This window comes from Pseudomonas sp. SG20052, from assembly GCF_031766055.1.
Classification (GTDB): domain Bacteria; phylum Pseudomonadota; class Gammaproteobacteria; order Pseudomonadales; family Pseudomonadaceae; genus Aquipseudomonas; species Aquipseudomonas mandelii.
This window is the reverse complement of sequence record NZ_CP134498.1, coordinates 6,017,983-6,038,678: the sequence shown is the minus strand read 5'-3', so window position 1 is coordinate 6,038,678 and position 20,696 is coordinate 6,017,983. Positions and strand designations below refer to the sequence as shown.

Sequence of the window (20,696 nt, the reverse complement as noted above, 5' to 3'; positions counted from 1 at the left end):
CGGACGGTGTGCGTTCCGGAAAACCATACCGACCTTCTGTGGGGTTAGTGTCCGGCGACGATGCGGGTCGTGCTTTCGGCGTAGACCGGGCCGAGTCGGTCAAGACGTCCACTCCACGCCGTCAGCGCCAAGGCCGCCAACACCACCAGCCCGCCAATCCAGGCGGTATGGATCAGGCCCATGTGAGCCACGATCAAGCCGCCACCCCACGCGCCACCGGCAATGCCAAGGTTGAAGGCCGCGATGTTCAGCCCCGACGCCACGTCCACCGCATGCGGGGTGTGATGTTCGGCTTGACGCACCACATAGACTTGCAGCCCCGGCACGTTACCGAACGCGACTGCGCCCCAGACCAGCACGGTAGCCAGCGCCAGCCATGGGTTGCCAGCGGTAAAGGTCAACACGAACAGCACCGCCGCGAGCAAGGCGAAGATGATTTTCAGGGCGCTGATCGGGCCGCGCTTGTCCGCCAGTTTGCCGCCCCAGATGTTGCCGACCGCCACCGAGATGCCGTAGACCAGCAACACCAGGCTGACCGTGCTGGCGCTGAAGCCGGAGATGTCCTGGAGAATCGGCGCCAGGAAGGTAAAAGCGATGAACGAGCCGCCGTAACCGACCGCGGTCATGGCGTACACCAGCAGCAGACGTGGCTGCTTGAGCACCTGCAATTGCTGCAACAGCGAAGCCGGTTTGCTGTGGGCGATGTTTTTCGGCACGTAGAGCAGGCTGCCGATAAAGGCGATCACGCCCAAGGCGGACACGGCGAGGAAGGTTTCACGCCAGCCGAAATGCTGACCGATGAAGGTTCCCAGCGGTACGCCGGTGACCAGCGCCACGGTCAGGCCGGTGAACATGATAGCGATCGCACTGGCGGCTTTTTCCTTTGGCACCAGGCTGGTGGCGATGGTCGAACCAATCGAGAAAAACACCCCGTGGGCGAGGCCGGTGACGATCCGCGCCAGGATCAGTGATTCGTAGCTGGGGGCTTTCCAGGCCAGCAGGTTGCCAAGGGTGAACAGCACCATCAGCGACAACAGCAGCAATTTGCGCGGGACTTTGCCGGTGAGGGCGGTCAGCACCGGGGCGCCAATGGCGACGCCCAAGGCGTAGAGACTGACCAGCAGACCGGCGGACGGCAGACTGACGCCGAGGTCGGCGCCGATGGTGGGTAACAGGCCAACGATGACGAACTCGGTCGTCCCGATGGCGAAGGCGCTGAGGGTCAGCGCGAGCAAGGCAATGGGCATGACTGCAACTCCGGTGGGTTTGATTGATGGAGCGCAGTGTCGGGGTTTGGGTTGTGCGGAAAAATAGAGGGGTGGGCATTTGATATTTGCGTGCAGGTCAAATATCTCGCGGGCAAATGAAACCCTGTGGCGAGGGAGCTTGCTCCCGCTCGGCTGCGCAGCAGTCGCAAATGCCATATCGCACGCTGTATCTGAGGAGCCAGGTTTGCAGGTTTTTGGGGGGCGCTTCGCAACCCAGCGGGAGCAAGCTCCCTCGCCACAGGGGAACTTGCTGGCTGTTATCTCGCGGGCAAAACCGAACTTGCCCGCCATTTCCCGATCGGTTCCTTACAGACCCTTCCCAAGGAGCTTCCCGTTTTGCTCAAGTTCAAGACCGCGATACTGCTGGGGGCGTTGCTGTTTCTGGGCAGCAACGAGTTGGAAGCCGTCACGCTGCCGGGTGTTCCCGCCGCTGCCGAGGAGCCTGCTACGCCTGAACCGTTGGTCCAGGGCGGCCTGCTCGGGGCCATCAGCTCCAGCATCGACGACGTTCAGGACAAGCTCGACCTCAACGAAGACCTGGTCGATGCCTGGCGCCTGCGGGCGGACCGGGCGGCGAATGAGGTGGACAAACTGGTCAATCGACCCTCAAGCCGTTCAGGCTGGAGCGTGATTGGCGACTTCCTGATGTTGTCCGGCGTCTGGCTCGGCAGCTTTGCCTTGCTCACCGTGCTCGGTGGGATACTCGCCAAACGCTTGATCCAGGGCCGCTTTCTGCGAACTCGCCAGCGCAGTCAGGACCTGCTCAATTATGTGTTGCCTTACACGCTACCGGCCCTGATCTGCTTGCCGTTGACCCTTTACGTCAGCCATTTCCTGCCTGCCTCGGTGGGCCGTGCGCTGGCGCTGTGTTTCGCCTACGCCACCAGCAGCGGCATTTTTTCGACCTCGATGCTGCTCTGCGTGATTGTCATGTTCAACACCGGCCACAAGCGCACGGCAGTGCAGATCATCCGCGATTTCTGCCCACGACCGCTGTTCCTGATCGGTTTCCTTGCCGCGCTCAGCGATGCGCTGACCAGCCCGCAGATCGCCCGGCAACTGGGCGGCAACATCACCAGCAGCGCTGCCGTGCTCACCGGTTTTTTCGTCTCGATCATCTTCGGCTTATTGGTGATTCGATTGAGGCGCCCGGTGGCGCATCTGATCCGTAACCGGCCCTTGGCCCAGCGCCTCAAACAGCCGTCGCTGCAAGAATCCCTGCGGATCTTTTCCGGGCTCTGGTACTGGCCGATCCTGCTGATGGTGATGGTCTCGGCGATCAACCTGCTCGGCGTCGGCGATGACAATCAGAAGGCGCTGCGCTGTGCGTTGTTCACCACTATCCTGCTGATCGCCACGGTGTTTCTCAGCACGATTTTCCAGCACATGTTCAAGTCGCGCCAGGTTGAAGCGATCCAGCGCAGCAGCGCTTACAAGGAGCGTTTTCTCAGTCTGCTGCATGCGCTGCTACGAATCATCATGGCCGTGGCTTTCATCGAAATCCTTGGGCGGATCTGGGGCGTGTCGCTGTTCGAATTCGCCGAGCAAAACAAGGTAGGGCGGGCGATCAGTGATTCGTTGAGCAGCATGGGGCTGATCTTTCTGGTGACCTGGTTGCTGTGGGTGGTGCTCGATACGGCGATCCAGGAAGCGCTGAAACCGCCGGTCAACAAACGCACGACGCAGCCGAGTACGCGGGTCAAAACCATTCTGCCGCTGCTGCGCAACGCGATCAAAATCATCCTGGTGGTGATCTGCGCAATTACCACCATGGCCAACCTTGGGATCAACGTTGCGCCGTTGCTGGCGGGTGCCGGGGTGGTCGGCCTGGCCATCGGTTTTGGTTCGCAGCAATTGGTGCAGGACGTGATCACCGGGTTGTTCATCATCATCGAAGACACGCTGTCGATCGGCGACTGGGTGGTGCTCGACTCCGGCCATGCCGGGACGGTCGAAGGCCTGACCATCCGCACCTTGCGCCTGCGGGACGGCAAGGGTTTCGTGCACTCGGTGCCGTTCGGGCAGATCAAGGCCGTCACCAACCAATCGCGGCAGTTTGCCTATGCGTTTTTCTCGGTGCAGTTCACCTACGACACCGATGTCGACAAAGCGATCGAACTGATCCGTGAGGCGGGGGATTCGATCCGAGAGGACGCGTTTCTCAAGTACAACCTGCAAGGGCCGCTGGATGTGTTTGGCGTCGACAAAATGGACCTCAACGGCGTGGTGCTGACGGCGCAGTTCCGCACGGTGTCGGGTGGGCAATATACGGTGAGCCGGGCATTTAACCAACGGTTGAAGAAGCTTGTGGATAACAGCCCGTGCGTGCATTTCGCGCAGACTTATCCACAGCAGGTTTTGATGCCGAGGCAGGCGATGGCCGGGCAGGAAGACGACGGGCCGGCGCCGGAGAATTCGCCGGTGTTGTTACCGGATCAGCCGCGTACTCAATAACACCGCAAACCTTGTAGGAGTGAGGCTTGCCCGCGAAGGGCGCACCGCGGTGTATCAGTAGAACCGTGTCTTCGTTCTTCGCGGGCAAGCCTCGCTCCTACAGGGGATTGTGGCGGATAAGCTTGTTGTGTAATTCAGCAGCTGATTGCTGATCCAGCTCCACCCAGAAAACCTGCTTCCCAGCGATTTCGGCGGCAGCCGGAAGACCATCCCGATACACCAATCGATTACTCGCCAACGCCGGCACCTTCACTCCGGGCAGTAACGTCCCGGCAAGGTTCAGCGGATCAACCCCGCACACCGCGATCAAACTCCCGTCATGCGGCCGGCGCCGGACTTCGCGCAGCAATGGAATGGCCTCAGGCAACGCAAATTGCTCCCCGGCCAAGCCACTGACAAAGCGCCCACCGCGAATCTCCCCCCGCGCCTCCAGTCGATGGAATGTGCGCAGCAATTCCCGCCAACTCGGCAACCAATCCGCTTCCCGTTCCAGCAAGCGCCAGAACACCACGCCGTAGCGTCTCAGCAACGTCATGGCGATGTGTTCCAGGGTGTCGCTCGGCGTCGGCGTCGGGCGCTTGTTATCCACAACCGGCGCGGCAGGACCACGTCGCAGCAAGGCCCAGCGCCCGGCATCGTCCATCCCGCCGACGAACGCTCCACGCCCACGTCGGCTGCTGCGGTTCTGTCGCTTGCTGGCCGGGGTGATCAGCGCTCGCAGGCCGGCGAAACTGTCGGCGTTCACCAGTCCGGCGCCGACCAGTTCCTGCAAGGCGATTTCCAGCTCGGTGCGCAGCAGGTGCGCCTCGTGAATCAGCTCATCGAAAAACAGCGCGCCATGTTGGCTGAGTGCTTCGTAGGCCTTTTGCGTCTTGGGCGACAGTTCGCTGACCGGGGTCTGCTCGGTCAGGCTGCTCCACAACCCGACCTGGCTGCGCGGTAGCAGCAGAATCGGTGTACTGCGCAACGCCGTGCCGGCCGTCTTGTTGCGCGCGGTCAGGCGGGTCCAGACCAGCTTGCCGCTGCGGCACAGGTCGTCCAGCCAACTTGCCGAATAGCCTTTGATCCGCATCGGCAGAATGTCGCTGTCCCAGGCTGAAGCGGCAGCGGGATAGCCTTCGAACTGCGCGACGATGGCCGGCAGCACCGCGTTGCCCTGGCCTTGCGTCGCGGCGGACAAGTGCTGCCAGTCGAACAGAAAGCGCATGAAATCCTGCAACGCCACCGGCTCGATTTCCCGCCGCAGACGCTTGACCGTGTAGCGATGAATCCGCGCGAGCAGGTGCCGCTCACACCATTCGTCCTCGATGGCGCCAGGGGTGAATTGACCACGCAGCACATAACCTTCGCGCTCCAGTTGCGCCAGCGCTTGGGTGACTTCAATGGCCGGCAATCCCAAAGGTTCGGCAATCGCTTGCAACGGCAGTGGGCCAAACGCACTGAGCCGCGCGCGAATCACTTCCAGCACGGCTTCGTCCGTTTCCCAGACCTCATCGAATCCCGGCAGCGCCTCCAGCGGAGGCAGCAAATCTGCCTGTGGATAAATCGCCCGCAGGCAGGTCAGACGCTCCAACGCCAACCACAGCGATTGCCCGGCATTGAGCTGCAAACGGCTGGTGCGACCGCTTGCAGCGAGGACGTTGAGCCAGTCGAGCCAATGCGCATTGGCCTGTGCCTCGGCATCGGTGATGCACGCCAGGCTCATCAAGGCTTCGTGCATTTCATCGACGCCCGTCGGGGCTGGCCAGGCTTCGTCGCGCACCGCTTGAATCGCTTCGGCATCCAGCGCACCGAGGTCGTCGGTGGACTGCGGGTCGGTCCAGCGTCGGTTGAGCACCGCTTGGGTGCGGCGTTCTTCCAGCGGCGCATCGTCGAGAAAGGTATAGGGGCGGGCGCTGAGGATTTCTGCTGCCAGCGGCGAGGGCGCCGGCAAATCGCGGCTGATCAGCCGGACATCGCCGCTTTCCATACGCCGCAAGAGTGCCAGCCAGCCTTCGCTGTCCATGGCCTCGTGCAGGCAATCGTCGAGGGTTTGCTCCACCAGCGGATGCTCGGGCACTTCGCGTTCACCTGCGAGGTTTTCCACGCAGGCAATCTGATCGGGAAACACGCTGGCGATCAGGTCTTCGCTTTTCATGCGCTGGATCTGCGGCGCGACTTTGCGCCCTCCGGTGTAACGCGGCAGCGCCAGTGCGACCCCGGCGTTCCAGCGCCAGCGCACGCCGAACAGCGGCGCATCGAGTATCGCCTGGATCAACAGGTGCTCGGCGGTGTTGCTGTGAACGTAGCGCCAAACGTCGTCGAGTTCGAAGCTGTGGCTGGTGGACAGCGACAGCACGATTGCGTCTTCGCTGGCGGCGGCCTGCAATTCGAAGTTGAAGGTGCGGCAGAACCGCTTGCGCAAGGCCAGGCCCCAGGCGCGGTTGATGCGACTGCCGAACGGCGAGTGGATGATCAATTGTGTGCCGCCGGATTCGTCGAAAAACCGTTCCATCAGCAGCGTGTCTTGCGAGGGCAGGGCGCCCAATGTCAGGCGTGCGCGGGCCAGGTAGTCCACCAACTGCTCGGCGCTGGCGAGGTTCAGGCCGAGGGTGTCGGTCAGCCAGTCGATGGCCGGTTGCAAGTCGCCCGGAGTGGCGCCGAGCAGGTCATCGAGCTGCGCTTGCAGGCGCGCGACGGCGAATGACAATTCAGCGCTGCGTCCCGGTGCTTCCCCAAGCCAGAACGGAATGGTCGGCGGCTGGCCCTGAGCATCTTCGACCCGGACCTTGCCGGTTTCGACGCGCAGGATCCGGTACGACGTATTGCCCAACTGGAAGATATCCCCGGCGATGCTTTCCACGGCAAAGTCTTCGTTGACGCTGCCGATGTTCAGCCCCTGGGGCTCCAGCAGCACGCTGTAATCGGCGTTGTCCGGAATCGTTCCGCCGCTGGTCACCGCCGTTAGTTTGCTGCCCCGACGACCGCGCAACGTGCGGGTCACGGCGTCGCGGTGCAGGTAGGCGCTGCGAATCCCCTGGCGACCGTTGTAGCCCTCGGCGAGCATATTCAGCAGCGCCTGGTAATGCTTTTCGTCGAGGTCGGCGTAGGGCGAGGCTTTGCGGAACATCTCCAGTAAGGCCTGCTCCTGCCATTCCTGGCAGCTGACTTCGGCGATGATCTGCTGCGCCAAGACATCCAGCGGCACCTTGGGAATCTGCAGGGTGTCGAGTTCGCCACGGCGCACGCAGTCGAGCAGGGCGGCGCATTCGATCAAGTCATCGCGGGTGGTGGCGAACAAACGGCCCTTGGGCGTGCCGCCGACCTGGTGCCCGGAGCGGCCGACCCGTTGCAGAAAACCGGCAATCGAGCGCGGCGAGGCGATCTGGCACACCAGGTCGACGTCGCCTATGTCGATCCCCAGTTCCAGCGAGGCCGTGGCGATCAGTACTTGCAGCTCGCCGCGCTTGAGCCGCTGTTCCGCGTCGAGGCGGAACTCCTTGGCCAGGCTGCCGTGGTGCGCGGCGACGGCCTCCTTGCCGAGGCGTTCGCTCAAGTGCCGGCTCAAGCGTTCGGCCAGGCGTCGGGTGTTGACGAAAATCAGCGTGGTGCGGTGTTCGCGGGCAAGGGCGGCGAGGCGGTCGTAGACCCGTTCCCAGACATCGTTGGCCATCACGGCGGACAACGGCACTGGCGGCACTTCGATGTCCAGATCCCGTGGGCGGGCGTGGCCGATGTCGATGATTTCGCACTCGCGGTCACGGCCCACAAGGAAGCGCGAGACGGCTTCGATGGGTTTTTGCGTGGCAGACAGGCCTATCCGCATCAGCGGGACCGCGCACAGCGCCTGCAGTCGTTCGAGGCTCAAGGCCAGATGGCTGCCGCGTTTGCTGGCGGCGATGGCGTGGATTTCGTCGACGATCACCGTGCGCGTGGTACCGAGCATCTGCCGGCCGGAATCGGAACCAAGCAGCACGTAGAGGGACTCCGGGGTGGTCACCAGAATGTGCGGCGCTGTTCGGCGCATGGCCGAGCGGTCTTTTTGCGGCGTATCGCCGGTGCGCACGGCGGTGTTGATCTGCAATTCGGGCAGGCCCATGACGCGTAATTGCTCGGTGATGCCGGCCAGCGGGTTTTGCAGGTTGATCTGGATGTCGTTGGACAGGGCTTTGAGCGGTGAGACGTAGACCACCAGGGTTTCGTCAGGCAACCCGCCTTCATTTTCCAGGCCGCGATGGACCAGGTCGTCAATGACCGCGAGGAAGGCCGTGAGGGTTTTGCCGGACCCGGTGGGCGCGGCGATCAGGGTCGAGCGATGCTGGCGGATCAACGGCCACGCCCGGGCCTGGGCGGTGGTGACCGTCGGGAAGGTATTGCTGAACCAGGCGCTGACGGCGGGGTGGAAGCCTGCCAGGGCCGCGTCCGTGGGGATGGGCAGATTCATTGGGTAATTTATGCGGGTGGGGGACTGAAGATGCAAGTACCGCTCAAGACCTTCATTGTTTCCAATGGCCTCATCGCGAGCAGGCTCGCTCCCACATTGGATTTGTGTGCGCCGCAGCCCCCTGTGGGAGCGAGCTTGCTCGCGATGGGGTCGGGACAGGCACCACAAATCCCGGGGATCTACACTTTACGGATGACGGTTGCGCACTAAACCCGCAAAATGCAACGATTCCGGCAACTATCAACGACATCGCCCACGGGCGCTGTCGATAAAGCCATCGTTCCAATCAGACTGGGCCTGCTGACTCTATGCGAATGCGCCTTATGTTACTGGGCGGCGGAAATGCCCTTGGGCAGGCGCTGATTCGCCTCGGTGCGGAGGAAGACATCGGTTTCCTCGCCCCCCGCCCACCGCAAGACGGCTGGGATGCCGCGAGCCTGACGCAACTGCTCGACGACACCCGCCCGGACGCGTTGATCAATCTCGCCTACTACTTCGACTGGTTTCAGGCGGAGACGGTCAGCGAACAGCGTCTGGCCGGGCAGGAGCGGGCGATCGAGCGTCTGGCCGAACTGTGCCAGCATCACAACATCGTGCTGCTGCAACCGTCGAGCTATCGCGTGTTCGACGGCTCCCGGGCGACCGCCTACAGCGAAAAAGACGAACCGGTGCCATTGGGCTTGCGCGGTCAGGCCTTGTGGCGGATCGAACAAAGCGTGCGCGCTACCTGCCCGCAACACGTGCTGTTGCGTTTCGGCTGGCTGCTCGATGACAGCCCCGACGGCACACTCGGGCGCTTCCTCGGTCGCGCCGAACAGCCTGAAGAATTGCTGATGGCCGACGACCGCCGGGGCAACCCGACTCCGGTCGACGACGCGGCGCGGGTGATCATTTCGGTACTCAAGCAGCTCGATTGTGCGGCGCCGCTGTGGGGCACCTATCATTACGCCGGGCATGAGGCGACCACGCCGCTGGCGCTGGGGCAGGCGATCCTGACCGAAGCCCGCAGCCTGCATCCGCTGGCCATCGAAGCGCCGACCGCCCAGGCTCACGCCGCGCGCCCGGACGCCGCCGAAGAGCCGCAACACGCGGTGCTGGCCTGCAAGAAAATACTGCACACCTTCGGAATCAAGCCCCGCGCCTGGCGCGCGGCACTCCCGGGCTTACTGGATAGGTTCTATCGCCATGGCTGACGGCCCTGTTTTAATCACCGGCGGCGCCGGTTTCATCGGCTCGCACCTGACCGATGCCTTGCTTGCCAAAGGCCATTCGGTGCGAATTCTTGATGACTTGTCCACCGGCAAACGCAGCAACCTGCCGCTGGACAATCCCAAGGTCGAACTCGTTGTGGGTGACGTCGCCGATGCTGCGCTGGTGGCCCAGGCCATGCTCGGTTGCAGCGCCGTGGCGCATCTGGCCGCGGTGGCGTCAGTGCAGGCCTCGGTGGACGATCCGGTGAAGACTCACCGCAGCAATTTCATCGGCTCGCTGAATGTCTGCGAAGCCATGCGTCAGGCTGGCGTCAAGCGAGTGCTGTACGCCTCCAGCGCGGCGGTCTACGGCAACAATGGCGAAGGCGAGTCGATCGATGAAGACACGCCCAAGGCGCCATTGACACCGTATGCGTCGGACAAACTGGCCAGCGAGTATTACTTCGATTTCTACCGTCGCCAGCATGGTCTGGAGCCGGTGATTTTCCGCTTCTTCAACATTTTCGGCCCGCGTCAGGATCCATCCTCGCCGTATTCCGGCGTGATCAGTATTTTCAGCGAGCGCGCGCAGAAAGGCCTGCCGATCACCGTGTTTGGCGATGGCGAGCAGACACGCGATTTCGTCTACGTTGAAGATTTGGTGGATTTGTTGGTGCAAGCCATCGAGCAACCGCAGGTCGAAGTCGGCGCGGTCAATGTTGGCTGGAACCAGGCAACTTCTCTCAAGCAAATGCTTGAGGCGCTGGAGGTGGTGGTCGGTCAATTGCCCCCGGTGAGTTACGGCCCGGCACGTTCCGGTGACATCCGCCACTCGCGAGCGAACAATCGGCGGTTGCTGGAGCGGTTTACCTACCCTGAGCAGACGCCGATGAATGTTGGCTTGGCGCGGTTGTTGGGACGATAGATCGTTCCCACCACGGAGCGTGGGAACGATCATGAAAAAGGCGCCTTTCGAGGCGCCTTTTTTGTGTGTGTGGGTTTAGAACTTGTAACCCAGGCCAACCATGTAAATGAACGGGTCGACGTCCACATCGACCTTGGCACGAGTACCCGGCGCCACGGCGTTGTTTTCCACGGTCGCCGTGGTGTCGATGTCGATGTAGCGCACCTGGGCGTTGAGCATGATGTTGTCGGTGATCATGTAGTCAGCACCAACCTGAAACGCCATGCCCCAAGAGTTATCCGCCTTGAAATTGCTGAAGCCGTTGGCTTGTGCTTCGCTGCCGACGTGCTCGTCGTAGATCCAGGTGTAGTTGATGCCGGCGCCGACATATGGCTGGAATACAGACTTCGCGTCCAGTGGGTAGTACACAACGCTCAGGGTTGGCGGCAGGTGTTTCAGGGTGCCGAGTTTGCCGTTGGCTGCGCCCAGGGCGGTGCCTTTGATCTTCACGTCATGCTCGAATGGCGAGGCGGCGAGCAGTTCGATCCCCCAGTGGCTGTCGATCATGTAAGCGAAGTTCAGACCCAGTTGCGTGTCGCTGCTCATGGTCGCCTTGCCACCCAGGTCGGCGCCGGCCAGAGGGCCTTGATCGACCTTGACGCTGGAGCTGTCGGCTTTCGGGTTGACGGTGATTGCACCGGCACGAACCAGGATGTCACCTGCTTCGTGGGCGTAAGCGAGCGGGGCTGCGAGCGCGACGGCAAACAGCGAAGCGCTGAGCAAGGACTTGTGCATAGGAGCTCCAAAGGACGTTAAAAATATTCGATGTCCAATGGTACGGAGGCGTCTGATACGGTCTTTTGACTCAGCTCAATGAAACAGTGATGGCCTTGTTTTTGTTGTGCGGCAGATGGCCTCATCGCGAGCAGGCTCGCTCCCACAGAGATTTGGTGATCCCCTGTGGTAGCAAGCCTGCTCGCGATAGCTATCGATCAAGCAATACAGAATCGCCGGATTCACTCCGGCAATTCATACACGTAAATCTTGTCCGCCTCCATCTGATACCCCGCGTCCGCCAACTCGCTGGTCGACGCTTTGACCTGCAACGCGCCCTCGATCCAGTACGGCTGATACAGCTCATCCAGCTTCACGCCCACTTCGCTTTTCACGTGCACGATCTGGTTCGACGGCGGTGGCGGCACATGGATGCAGGCGCCGAAATACGGCACCAGCAAAAACTCCGTGGTGCGACCTTCCTCGCTCACTTCCAGCGGCACGATGTAACCCGGCAAGCGAATGTTCTGCCCGTCGAGGTTTTTCACCACAGGTGCATTGGGCATGTCTTGTCTGGCGGCGGGCGCCGATTCCAGCGCGCTGCTCATCTGCGACAGGTCGTGCAGCGGTGTCATGTTCGGCACTTCCGGTGCGGCGTCCGGCGGGATCATTTCCGACCAGGTCAGCTCTTTCGGCTCGGCCGCCCACAGCGGCAGGGCGACCAGCATCAACAGCGCAAGCAGAGCGCGGGGCATCATTAACGTCCTCATAGTCGGATCGACAGGCCATCGGCCAGGGATTGGCGATACGCGCGCCACGCCGGCACGCTGCCCATCAGCAACGCGGCGATCAGGATGCCACCGAGCAGCGTCCATTCATACTCGCTGGGCCAGGCGAGTGGCAGGTACAAACCGTAATTGGCTTGCACATAGCCTTGGGCCAGGGCGATGCCCACATACAAAAGCCCCAGCCCGGCCATTACGCCGGCCAGCGCCAAGGCAAACGCCTCCAGCACCAGCAACGTCGCAATGTGCCAGGGCCGGGCGCCGACCGAGCGCAGAATCGCCATCTCGCGCCGTCGTTCGTTGAGGCTGGTGAGAATCGCTGTGAGCATGCCGATCAAACCGGTCAGCACCACAAACAGCGACACCACGAACAAGGCTTTTTCCGCCGTGCTCATCAAACTCCACAGCTCTTGCAGCGCCACACCGGGCAGGATCGCCAACATCGGCTCGCCACGGAATTCGTTGATCTCGCGCTGCACGGCGAACGTCGAAATCTTGCTGTTGAGGCCGAGCATGAAGGCGGTGATCGCTTGTGGCGTCAGGTCCATGTTGCGTGCCTGATCGGCGCTGATCCGGCCTTTGCCCTGGGCCGGCACGCCGTTGTGCCAGTCGACGTGAATCGCTTCCATGCCGCCGAGGCTGATGTGCAGCGTGCGGTCCACCGGGGTGCCGGTGCGTTTGAGAATGCCGACTACGGTGAACGGTTTGTCGTCGTGCTTGACCAGGCTGATCACTGCCACGCCGTGGGCCAGAACCAGTTTGTCGCCGAGTTTGTAATGCAGCGCATCGGCCACTTCGGCGCCGAGCACCACTTCGAACGGATCGCTGGCGAAGGCGCGGCCATCGGCCACTTCGAGGTGCTGTTGATGGCCGTATTGGTAGTGCTCGAAGTACGCCTCGGTGGTGCCCATCACGCGATAACCGCGATGGGAATCGCCGAGGGACATCGGGATCGCCCACTTCACTTTCGGGTTGTTGGCGAAGTGTTCGAAGCTGTCCCAACGAATGTTGTTGGTGGCGTTGCCGATGCGGAACACCGAGTACAGCAACAGGTTCACCGAACCGGAACGCGCGCCGACGATCAGGTCGGTGCCGCTGATGGTGCTGGCGAAACTGGCCTTGGCTTCGGTGCGCACCCGTTCCACGGCCAACAGCAGGCAGACCGACAGGGCAATGGCGAACGCGGTGAGGATCGCGGTAAAGCGGCGGTTAGCCAGGCTGGCCAGGGCTAGACGAAACAAATACATCTCAGACCTCGAACGGGGTGGCGGCGCGATTGAGTTCGGCCAGCGACAGATGGCGATCGAACAGCGGCGCGAGGCTTTGATCGTGGCTGACAAACAACAGACTCGAGCCGGCTTCACGGCATTCGGCGAACAGCAGGCGAATGAAGTTTTCGCGAGCGTCGTAGTCCAGGGCCGAGGTCGGTTCGTCGGCGATCACCAGCTCCGGCTGACCAATCAACGCGCGCGCGGCGGCGACCCGTTGCTGCTGGCCGATGGACAGCGAATCGGCGCGGCGGCTGAGGAGGCTTTCATCCTTCAGGCCCAAGTGAGCCAGCAAAGTGGCGGCGGCCTGGTCGACGCTGCCGTGGCGCTGTTTCGCCCGCTCGGCGCGCAGTTTGGAAAAGTGGCAGGGTAACTCGACGTTCTCGCGCACCGAGAGAAACGGCAGCAGGTTGAACTGCTGGAAGATATAGCCGGTGTGATCGACGCGAAAGCGGTCACGCGCGCCGGCGCCGAGTTCGGTCAGCTCCTGGCCCAGCAGGCGGATGCTGCCGCGATCGGGTTTCTGAACGCCCCCAAGCAGGCCAAGCAGGGTGGTCTTGCCACTACCGCTGGGGCCTTTGAGGAACAGGGTTTCGCCGGGCTCCAGGCGAAACGCCGGGATGTCCAGCAGCGGCGGGTGACCGGGCCAGCTGAAGCCCAGGTCGGACAGTTCGATGAGTGCTTGGGTCATAGCGCCGATTTCATGGGTTTTGGGTACTTGTCTCAATGTCACATCCAACACCGATCCCTGTAGGAGCGAGGCTTGCCCGCGAAGAGGCCATCTCATTCAACAGAGATGTTGACTATTAGAATGCCTTCGCGGGCAAGCCTCGCTCCTACAGGGTCGGTGGTGAATTCAGAACTTGAGAGCGGCAGCCTTGGCCGTCACTTCAACCCCTTGCTGCCCGCTCGGGCTGATCAGCTGTACCTGAATCTTCTGAGTGGCTGGGAAAGTGTTGAAGATATTGGCCAGGTCCAGGGTTTTCAGCGCGCCCGGGGCTGAGCAGGTGAATTGGTAATGGGCGTGGATTTCGCTGTGGTCGTGATGATGTTCGTCTTTGGCATCGTGATCGTCATCAGCATCCGGCTTGTCACCGAACAACGGGCTTTCCAGTTCCTGGGTCGCCACGACGCAACCGGCGGCTTTCGGCAGGTTGAACAGTGCCAACGGTTTCTCAAGCTGCGCACGAGCGGCGGCCACTTTGGCCTTGTCGGCGTCTGTGGTGGCAGCGTGTTCGAAGCCCACCAGGTTCATCGCCGGGCTTTCCAGCTCCAGCTCCAGGGTCTGACCGTCCAGCGCTGCATTCAGGCGAGCGACGCCATGTTCGTGGGCGCTGAGGCTGCCGTGTTCATGGTCATGATCATGTTCTTCAGCCGCGTGGGCGACGGTCAGCGGCAACAGGGCGAACGGCAGAGCGAGCAGCAGACGGCGCATGGCGGGTCTCCGAAAGTAAAATGAAGAGTTTGTTATGTAATCTTATAACGAAAGTGCGGGGAGTTTGACCGTCTGCTTGGCGTTGCGCAAGTCACATGGGAGCATGCTCGTCAGAAATGTGCAGGAGCAGACTTATGTTGCGTATACGCGGAAGCATCGGCGACTGGCCGGTGGATTTGACGCTGGAGATGGACGACGGCGATTGGGCGCGGCTTGGTGCGCAGTTGCAGGTGGTCAAGCCTGAGGCCAGTGACGCCCCGGCCAAGCCGGTGAATCAGGATGATGCGCTGTGGCAAATCGCCAAGGATTTGCTGCGCAAGGCCGGGCAATTGAGCGGGCCGGATCTGCTGGATCAGTTGGAAGGACTGACCGGCAGCGCGGCGTCGGGCAAGCGCTTACTGGTGCGTTTGCGTCATTGCGCGGATGTGAAGGTGTCGAGCGGCGGGGATACGCCGCTCTATAGCTGGATCAATGCAGGTTAATAAAGCGCAGCAAACAACTTGCGGCGGTAGGTGGTCACCAACGGGTGATCATTGCCCAGCAGTTCGAACACCTGCAGCAAGGTCTTGTGCGGCAAGCCTTCGCTGTAGCTTCGATTGCGGACGAACAGCTTCAGCAGCGCATCCAGCGCGGCGTCGTACTGCTGGCGGGCCAGTTGCTGGATCGCCAGTTGATACACCGCTTCATCGTCCTGCGGGTTTTTCGCCAGGCGCGCTTTCAGGTCTGCGGCATCCGGCAAATCCTTGGCTTGGCCAAGGAACTGGATTTGCGCCTTGGCGCCGGCCAGTGCTGCTTTGTGCTCGTCGCTTTTCACTGCGTCGAGCACGGTTTGCGCTTCGCCCAGTTCGCCCCGTTCCGTCAGGCAGCGGGCGTAGAGGATCAAGGCGGCAGCGTTGGTGTTGTCTTCGCCCAGCAGCACTTTGAGCGCGGCTTCGGCATCGGCGAAACGGCTGTCGTCGAACAGGGCCTGGGCGTGTTCGAATGGATCGGCCGCTGCGGGGGGCGGCATTTGCACATGAGGCTCAAGCATTGCCCGCACGGCGGACTCAGGCTGCGCACCGGCAAAACCGTCCACTGGCTGACCGTCCTTGAACAACACCACGGTCGGCAGGCTGCGAATGCCGAAGCGGGCGACGATGTCCTGTTCGAGATCGCAGTTGACCTTGGCCAGCAGCAATTCGCCCTGGTAGCTCTCGGCAATGGTTTGCAGCAGCGGCATCAGCGATTTGCACGGCGCACACCATTCGGCCCAGAAATCCACCAGCACCGGTTTGTGGAAAGAGTTCTCGATCACCGACTGGTCGAAATCGGCGGTCGTGGCGTCGAAGATGTACGGCGTTTCCTGACTCATGGGGGATCTCGTAAAAGCGTGAATGGGGCAACTATAAGGCTTGGCAGGGTATCGCTGAAAGTGTGGGCGGTCTGACAGGGCGCTTTCGCGGGCAAGTCGGATCGTCGCACCGCTCGTTCCTGCAGGCCCACGCCGATTTGAAGACCGACGCCGAACCTGTAGGAGCGAAGCTTGCTCGCGAAGCTTTTAGCCGCGCCGCGCGTGGTAGAGGCTCACATGCCGAAACTCTTCAGGCTCGGCCAGATCAGGCAGGGTCATCGCTTCCAGCATTTCGATACGTTGATAGAGCGGATGCCTGAAATCCCTTACCCGCGAATCCGCCACCAACGCCTCATGGCCCCGGCTCAAAAACTCATCAAGCAACGGCAGATTCGCCCGGTCATACAAAACGTCGGCCACCAGAATCAGATCAAACCGATCCGCTTCGGCGAAAAAATCCGTCGAGTAGTTGAGGTGTACGCCATTGAGTTCAGCATTCGCCCGACACGCGGCAATCGCCAGCGGGTCGAGGTCACAGGCCACCACTTCCAGCGCGCCGGCCTTTACTGCCGCAATCCCCGCCACCCCGGAGCCAGCACCGAAATCCAGCACCCGCTTGCCTTCGACCCATTCAGGGAATGCGGCGAGATAGCGGGCAACCGCCAGGCCGCTGGCCCAGCAGAAACTCCAGTAGGGCGGTTCATGCAGAATCCGCCGGGTTTCTTCCGGGCTGAACGCGCGGTCCATGTTATCGCCGTCGATCAGCCAGAGTTTCAGCTCGGTATCGGGCAACGCAACAGGCACAAGCTGCGCATCACCGAGCAATTCACCCAACGCCCGTTGCAGGTCGAGCGGTGCAATCATGGGGCTTTGACGAATTGCAGCTGACCCAAGGCCTGGGTCGTCGGCTGGGTAATGACCTGCGAAGGCAGGTGCAAAATCAACTGGCCGGACTGGCTGGCGCGACCGCGCAATTCAACGCGAACGCCGGCAGGGAACGATTCCGGGTTGAAGCGCAGGTGAAACGGCAGAAGCTGATTGGTGCCGATCAGGCTCGAACTGGCGAGCAATTGTTGCGGGCGGTCCTGGGCATCGATCACCAGCAGCGCCAGTTCAACTTCGGCGCCGGCCGGTATGCCTTGCAGGGTGCCGCTCAGTTCACGCTGATAGGCGGGCAACGGGCCGAGGTTGGCGGACTCCTTGGCTTTTTTCTGCGCGGCCTGTGGGGCGGGCCCTGGTGTTGGCGGCTGGGGCTTGGGCGCATCGCTGCTGCAGGCCACCAGCAGGCTGAAAACACTGAGCAATACGAGTGGTCTTAGGGACATTTGCGGCTCCAGCAAGGTGAAATCCATGGATCAAGCTCTATAGCCAGTCTGTATACCGTAAACCCTATGTCTTGTCTTGCCACGGGGATGCGCTACCATGGCCCTCCCTTTTTTTGTTGCCTGCCACCATGCACTGTCCCTTCTGCGGTGCCAACGACACCAAGGTCATCGACTCGCGTCTGGTCGCCGAGGGCGAACAGGTGCGCCGCCGGCGTGAATGCCTGGCCTGCGGCGAGCGTTTCACGACGTTCGAGACCGCCGAACTGGTGTTGCCGCGCCTGATCAAAACCGACGGTAGCCGTCAGCCCTTCGATGAAGAAAAACTTCGCGCGGGCATGCAGCGTGCGCTGGAGAAGCGCCCGGTGAGTGTCGAGCGCCTCGAATCGTCGCTGGTGCATATCAAACACAAACTGCGCGCCACCGGCGAGCGCGAGGTCAAATCCCTCGTGGTCGGTGAACTGGTGATGGCCGAGCTGCAAAAGCTCGACGAAGTCGCCTACATTCGTTTCGCCTCCGTGTATCGGCGCTTCCAGGACCTCAACGAGTTCCGTGAAGAGATCGATCGCCTGGCCCGTGAGCCGGTGAAAGAATGACCACGTCCCCCGAACAAGCCATCCTCGACGCCCATTACATGGCTCGCGCCCTGGAACTGGCGCGCAAAGGCCATTACACGACACACCCCAACCCTCGCGTTGGCTGCGTGATCGTGCGTGACGGGCAGATTGTCGGCGAAGGCTGGCATGTGCGCACCGGCGAGCCCCACGCTGAAGTCCACGCACTGCGTGCCGCAGGCGACAAGGCGCGAGGTGCCACCGCTTACGTGACCCTCGAACCGTGCAGCCACCACGGCCATACGCCGCCTTGCGCCGATGCGCTGGTGAATGCCGGCCTCGCCCGGGTTGTCGCAGCGATGCAGGACCCGAACCCGTCGGTGGCCGGTCGCGGCCTGCAGCGCCTGGCCCAGGCCGGCATCGCCATCGAAAGTGGCGTGCTGGAAGGCGAGGCGCGCAAGCTTAATGAAGGCTTCCTGAAGCGCATGGAACACGGCTTGCCGTTCGTGCGGGTCAAGTTGGCCATGAGCCTGGACGGTCGCACGGCGATGGAAAGCGGCGAGAGCCAATGGATCACCGGCCCGGCCGCACGTTCGGCGGTGCAACGCCTGCGGGCGCAGGCCAGCGTGGTGCTGACCGGCGCCGACACGGTGCTGGCGGACAAAGCCCGCTTGACCGTGCGTGCCGATGAACTGGGCCTGGACGCCGAGCAAACGGCCCAGGCCATGAGCCGTCCGCCGCTGCGCGTGCTGATCGACGGCCGTCTGCGAGTGCCGCTGGATGCACCGTTTTTCAAGGCCGGGCCGGCATTGGTCGCCACCTGTATGGCGATTGAAGAGCAGTACGCGAACGGCCCGGAATGCCTGATCGTGGCGGGCGACGATGGTTTGGTCGACCTGCGAAAGTTGCTGGTCGAACTCGCTGCACGCGGGGTCAACGAAGTGTTGGTTGAGGCAGGCCCGCGTCTGGCCGGGGCTTTTGCCCAGCAAGGTCTGGTGGACGAATTCCAGATTTTCATCGCTGGCAAGTTCCTCGGCTCCTCGGCTCGGCCGCTGCTGGACTGGCCGATCGCGCAAATGAAGGATGCGCCTGAGCTCAAAATCACCGAAATTCGCGCGGTTGGCGATGACTGGCGAGTCATCGCCATTCCTGCGCCAGCGGCGAGCGTATAATTCCCGGCCTGCGCCACGCGACGGCCCTGTTCTCGAGGAGAACTCCATGTTTACCGGCATCATCGAATCCATCGGCAGTATTCGTGCATTGACCCCAAAAGGCGGTGATGTGCGGGTCCACGTAGAAACCGGCAAGCTCGATTTGAGCGACGTCAAACTGGGCGACAGCATCGCGGTCAACGGCGTGTGCCTGACGGCGGTTGAGCTGCCGGGTAACGGCTTTGCGGCGGACGTCAGTCGCGAAACCCTCGACTGCACCGCCATGAACGACCTGAAAAGCGGCAGCCCGGTGAACCTGGAAAAAGCCCTGACCCCGACCACTCGCCTCGGCGGGCACCTGGTCAGCGGTCACGTCGATGGCGTGGGTGAAGTGGTTTCCCGTACCGAGAATGCGCGCGCCGTGGAATTCCGCATCCGTGCGCCGAAGGACCTGGCCAAGTACATTGCCCATAAAGGTTCGATCACCGTCGACGGCACCAGCCTGACCGTGAACGCGGTCGATGGCGCCGAGTTCATGCTGACGATCATCCCGCACACCCTGAGCGAAACCATCATGGCGTCATACCAGCCAGGTCGCCGGGTAAACCTTGAAGTTGACTTGCTGGCACGTTATCTGGAGCGCCTGTTGCTGGGCGACAAGGCCGCAGAGCCAACCTCTGGAAACATCACCGAAAGCTTTCTGGCCGCCAACGGCTACCTCAAATCCTGACCCAAGGGGGTGCCTTGTGGCGCTCAATAGCATCGAAGAACTGGTTGAAGACATCCGCCAAGGCAAGATGGTCATCCTCATGGATGACGAAGACCGCGAGAACGAAGGCGACCTGATCATGGCCGCCGAGTGCTGCAAGGCCGAACACATCAACTTCATGGCCAAGCACGCCCGTGGCCTGATCTGCATGCCGATGAGCCGCGAGCGTTGCGAGCTGCTCAAGCTGCCCTTGATGGCGCCGCGCAACGGTTCCGGCTTCGGCACCAAGTTCACCGTGTCCATCGAAGCGGCCGAAGGCGTGACCACCGGTATTTCCGCTGCCGACCGCGCACGCACCGTGCAAGCGGCTGCGGCGAAAGACGCCAAGGCTGAAGACATCGTCAGCCCCGGCCACATTTTCCCGCTGATGGCCCAGGCCGGCGGTACCCTGGCCCGCGCTGGCCACACCGAAGCGGCGTGCGACCTGGCGCGCATGGCCGGTTTCGAGCCAAGCGGCGTGATCTGCGAAGTGATGAACGACGACGGCACCATGTCCCGTCGCACCGAGCTCGAAGCCTCGCGGCCGAACACAACATCAAGATCGGCACCATTGCCGACCTGATTCACTACCGGATGATCCACGAACGTACCGTTCAGCGGATTGCCGAGCAACCTTTGGACAGCGAACTGGGCCAGTTCAACCTGGTGACCTATCGTGATTCCGTGGAAGGTGACGTGCACATGGCCCTGACCCTGGGCACCGTGTGCGCCGAAGAACCGACCCTGGTTCGCGTGCACAACATGGACCCGCTGCGCGACCTGTTGATGGTCAAGCAACCGGGCCGCTGGAGCCTGCGCGCCGCCATGGCCGCGGTGGCCGAGGCCGGCAGCGGCGTGGTGCTGTTGCTCGGTCACCCGCTCGATGGTGACGTATTGCTGGCGCACATCCGTGAAACCGCGGATCAGGCCATCGTGAAAAAACCGACCACGTACAGCATCGTCGGTGCCGGTTCGCAGATCCTCCGGGACCTGGGCGTACGCAAAATGCGCTTGATGTCTGCGCCAATGAAATTTAATGCGATATCCGGTTTCGATCTGGAAGTTGTAGAATACGTGCCCTCCGAATAAT

The 20,696-nt window shown here is 62.1% G+C and carries 17 protein-coding genes and 1 pseudogene; 8 read left to right on the top strand and 10 right to left on the bottom strand.

The features are described from left to right. Nucleotides 1-44: 44 nt before the first annotated feature. Nucleotides 45-1,247, bottom strand: a complete 1,203-nt coding sequence (locus tag RHP74_RS27750; RefSeq protein ID WP_145310013.1) for an MFS transporter — start codon at nt 1,245-1,247, stop codon at nt 45-47. A gap of 357 nt (nt 1,248-1,604) precedes the next feature. On the opposite strand from RHP74_RS27750, the gene RHP74_RS27745 reads away from it, so the two are divergent. After that, the gene (locus RHP74_RS27745) at nt 1,605-3,722 is read left to right on the top strand and encodes a mechanosensitive ion channel domain-containing protein (RefSeq protein ID WP_311096748.1); all 2,118 of its coding nucleotides are present in this window, start codon (nt 1,605-1,607) and stop codon (nt 3,720-3,722) included. A 97-nt stretch (nt 3,723-3,819) separates the two neighbouring features. Here the strand turns inward: RHP74_RS27745 and RHP74_RS27740 are convergent, their stop codons facing one another. After that, the gene (locus RHP74_RS27740) at nt 3,820-8,145 is read right to left on the bottom strand and encodes a DEAD/DEAH box helicase (RefSeq protein ID WP_311096747.1); all 4,326 of its coding nucleotides are present in this window, start codon (nt 8,143-8,145) and stop codon (nt 3,820-3,822) included. 308 nt (nt 8,146-8,453) lie between these two features. Between RHP74_RS27740 and RHP74_RS27735 the strand changes: the two genes are divergently transcribed. After that, nucleotides 8,454-9,338: a sugar nucleotide-binding protein gene (locus RHP74_RS27735; protein WP_010467310.1), complete on the top strand. Its 885-nt coding sequence runs from the start codon at nt 8,454-8,456 to the stop codon at nt 9,336-9,338. Beyond that, nucleotides 9,331-10,260 carry an NAD-dependent epimerase/dehydratase family protein gene (locus RHP74_RS27730; protein ID WP_010467311.1) on the top strand — a complete coding sequence of 310 codons (930 nt, stop codon included), beginning with the start codon at nt 9,331-9,333 and terminating at the stop codon, nt 10,258-10,260. The genes RHP74_RS27735 and RHP74_RS27730 overlap by 8 nt, the downstream gene beginning before the upstream one ends. A gap of 75 nt (nt 10,261-10,335) precedes the next feature. Here the strand turns inward: RHP74_RS27730 and RHP74_RS27725 are convergent, their stop codons facing one another. The 5 genes from RHP74_RS27725 to RHP74_RS27705 form a co-directional block, all read right to left on the bottom strand. Then, nucleotides 10,336-11,034, bottom strand: coding sequence for an OmpW family protein (locus tag RHP74_RS27725; RefSeq protein ID WP_010467312.1), 699 nt, complete (start codon nt 11,032-11,034; stop codon nt 10,336-10,338). A gap of 221 nt (nt 11,035-11,255) precedes the next feature. After that, nucleotides 11,256-11,768, bottom strand: a complete 513-nt coding sequence (locus tag RHP74_RS27720) for a DUF3299 domain-containing protein (RefSeq protein WP_042932995.1) — start codon at nt 11,766-11,768, stop codon at nt 11,256-11,258. An 11-nt stretch (nt 11,769-11,779) separates the two neighbouring features. Further along, entirely contained in the window at nt 11,780-13,045 is a 1,266-nt protein-coding gene (locus RHP74_RS27715; protein ID WP_102593808.1) for an ABC transporter permease, read from the bottom strand. Between the two features lies 1 nt (nt 13,046). Then, nucleotides 13,047-13,757, bottom strand: coding sequence for an ABC transporter ATP-binding protein (locus RHP74_RS27710; RefSeq protein ID WP_010467315.1), 711 nt, complete (start codon nt 13,755-13,757; stop codon nt 13,047-13,049). 165 nt (nt 13,758-13,922) lie between these two features. Further along, a complete protein-coding gene (locus RHP74_RS27705; RefSeq protein ID WP_077749239.1) occupies nt 13,923-14,501 on the bottom strand; it encodes a DUF2796 domain-containing protein in 579 nt (192 codons plus the stop codon). A gap of 134 nt (nt 14,502-14,635) precedes the next feature. On the opposite strand from RHP74_RS27705, the gene RHP74_RS27700 reads away from it, so the two are divergent. Continuing rightward, entirely contained in the window at nt 14,636-14,983 is a 348-nt protein-coding gene (locus RHP74_RS27700) for a hypothetical protein (RefSeq protein WP_010467317.1), read from the top strand. Here the strand turns inward: RHP74_RS27700 and trxA are convergent. From trxA to RHP74_RS27685, 3 genes are all read right to left on the bottom strand, one after another. Next, entirely contained in the window at nt 14,980-15,852 is an 873-nt protein-coding gene (gene trxA / locus RHP74_RS27695; RefSeq protein ID WP_077749238.1) for a thioredoxin, read from the bottom strand. The two genes, RHP74_RS27700 and trxA, sit on opposite strands and share 4 nt — an antisense overlap. Nucleotides 15,853-16,038: 186 nt before the next feature. Beyond that, a complete protein-coding gene (locus RHP74_RS27690) occupies nt 16,039-16,695 on the bottom strand; it encodes a 50S ribosomal protein L11 methyltransferase (protein ID WP_311096746.1) in 657 nt (218 codons plus the stop codon). Continuing rightward, nucleotides 16,692-17,156: a YbaY family lipoprotein gene (locus tag RHP74_RS27685; RefSeq protein ID WP_042932997.1), complete on the bottom strand. Its 465-nt coding sequence runs from the start codon at nt 17,154-17,156 to the stop codon at nt 16,692-16,694. The genes RHP74_RS27690 and RHP74_RS27685 overlap by 4 nt, the downstream gene beginning before the upstream one ends. Nucleotides 17,157-17,284: 128 nt before the next feature. Here RHP74_RS27685 and nrdR point away from each other — a divergent pair, with 128 nt between their 5' ends. The 4 genes and pseudogenes from nrdR (at nt 17,285) to ribBA (ending at nt 20,695) form a co-directional block, all read left to right on the top strand. Beyond that, nucleotides 17,285-17,749: a transcriptional regulator NrdR gene (nrdR, locus tag RHP74_RS27680; RefSeq protein ID WP_003228656.1), complete on the top strand. Its 465-nt coding sequence runs from the start codon at nt 17,285-17,287 to the stop codon at nt 17,747-17,749. Continuing rightward, nucleotides 17,746-18,879: a bifunctional diaminohydroxyphosphoribosylaminopyrimidine deaminase/5-amino-6-(5-phosphoribosylamino)uracil reductase RibD gene (gene ribD, locus RHP74_RS27675; protein ID WP_311096745.1), complete on the top strand. Its 1,134-nt coding sequence runs from the start codon at nt 17,746-17,748 to the stop codon at nt 18,877-18,879. The genes nrdR and ribD overlap by 4 nt, the downstream gene beginning before the upstream one ends. A 46-nt stretch (nt 18,880-18,925) precedes the next feature. After that, complete coding sequence (locus RHP74_RS27670) at nt 18,926-19,588, top strand: riboflavin synthase (protein ID WP_010467322.1); 663 nt, start codon at nt 18,926-18,928, stop codon at nt 19,586-19,588. A 16-nt stretch (nt 19,589-19,604) separates the two neighbouring features. Continuing rightward, nucleotides 19,605-20,695, top strand: a pseudogene (gene ribBA, locus RHP74_RS27665) (bifunctional 3,4-dihydroxy-2-butanone-4-phosphate synthase/GTP cyclohydrolase II). The last annotated feature ends 1 nt before the right edge of the window (nt 20,696 follow it).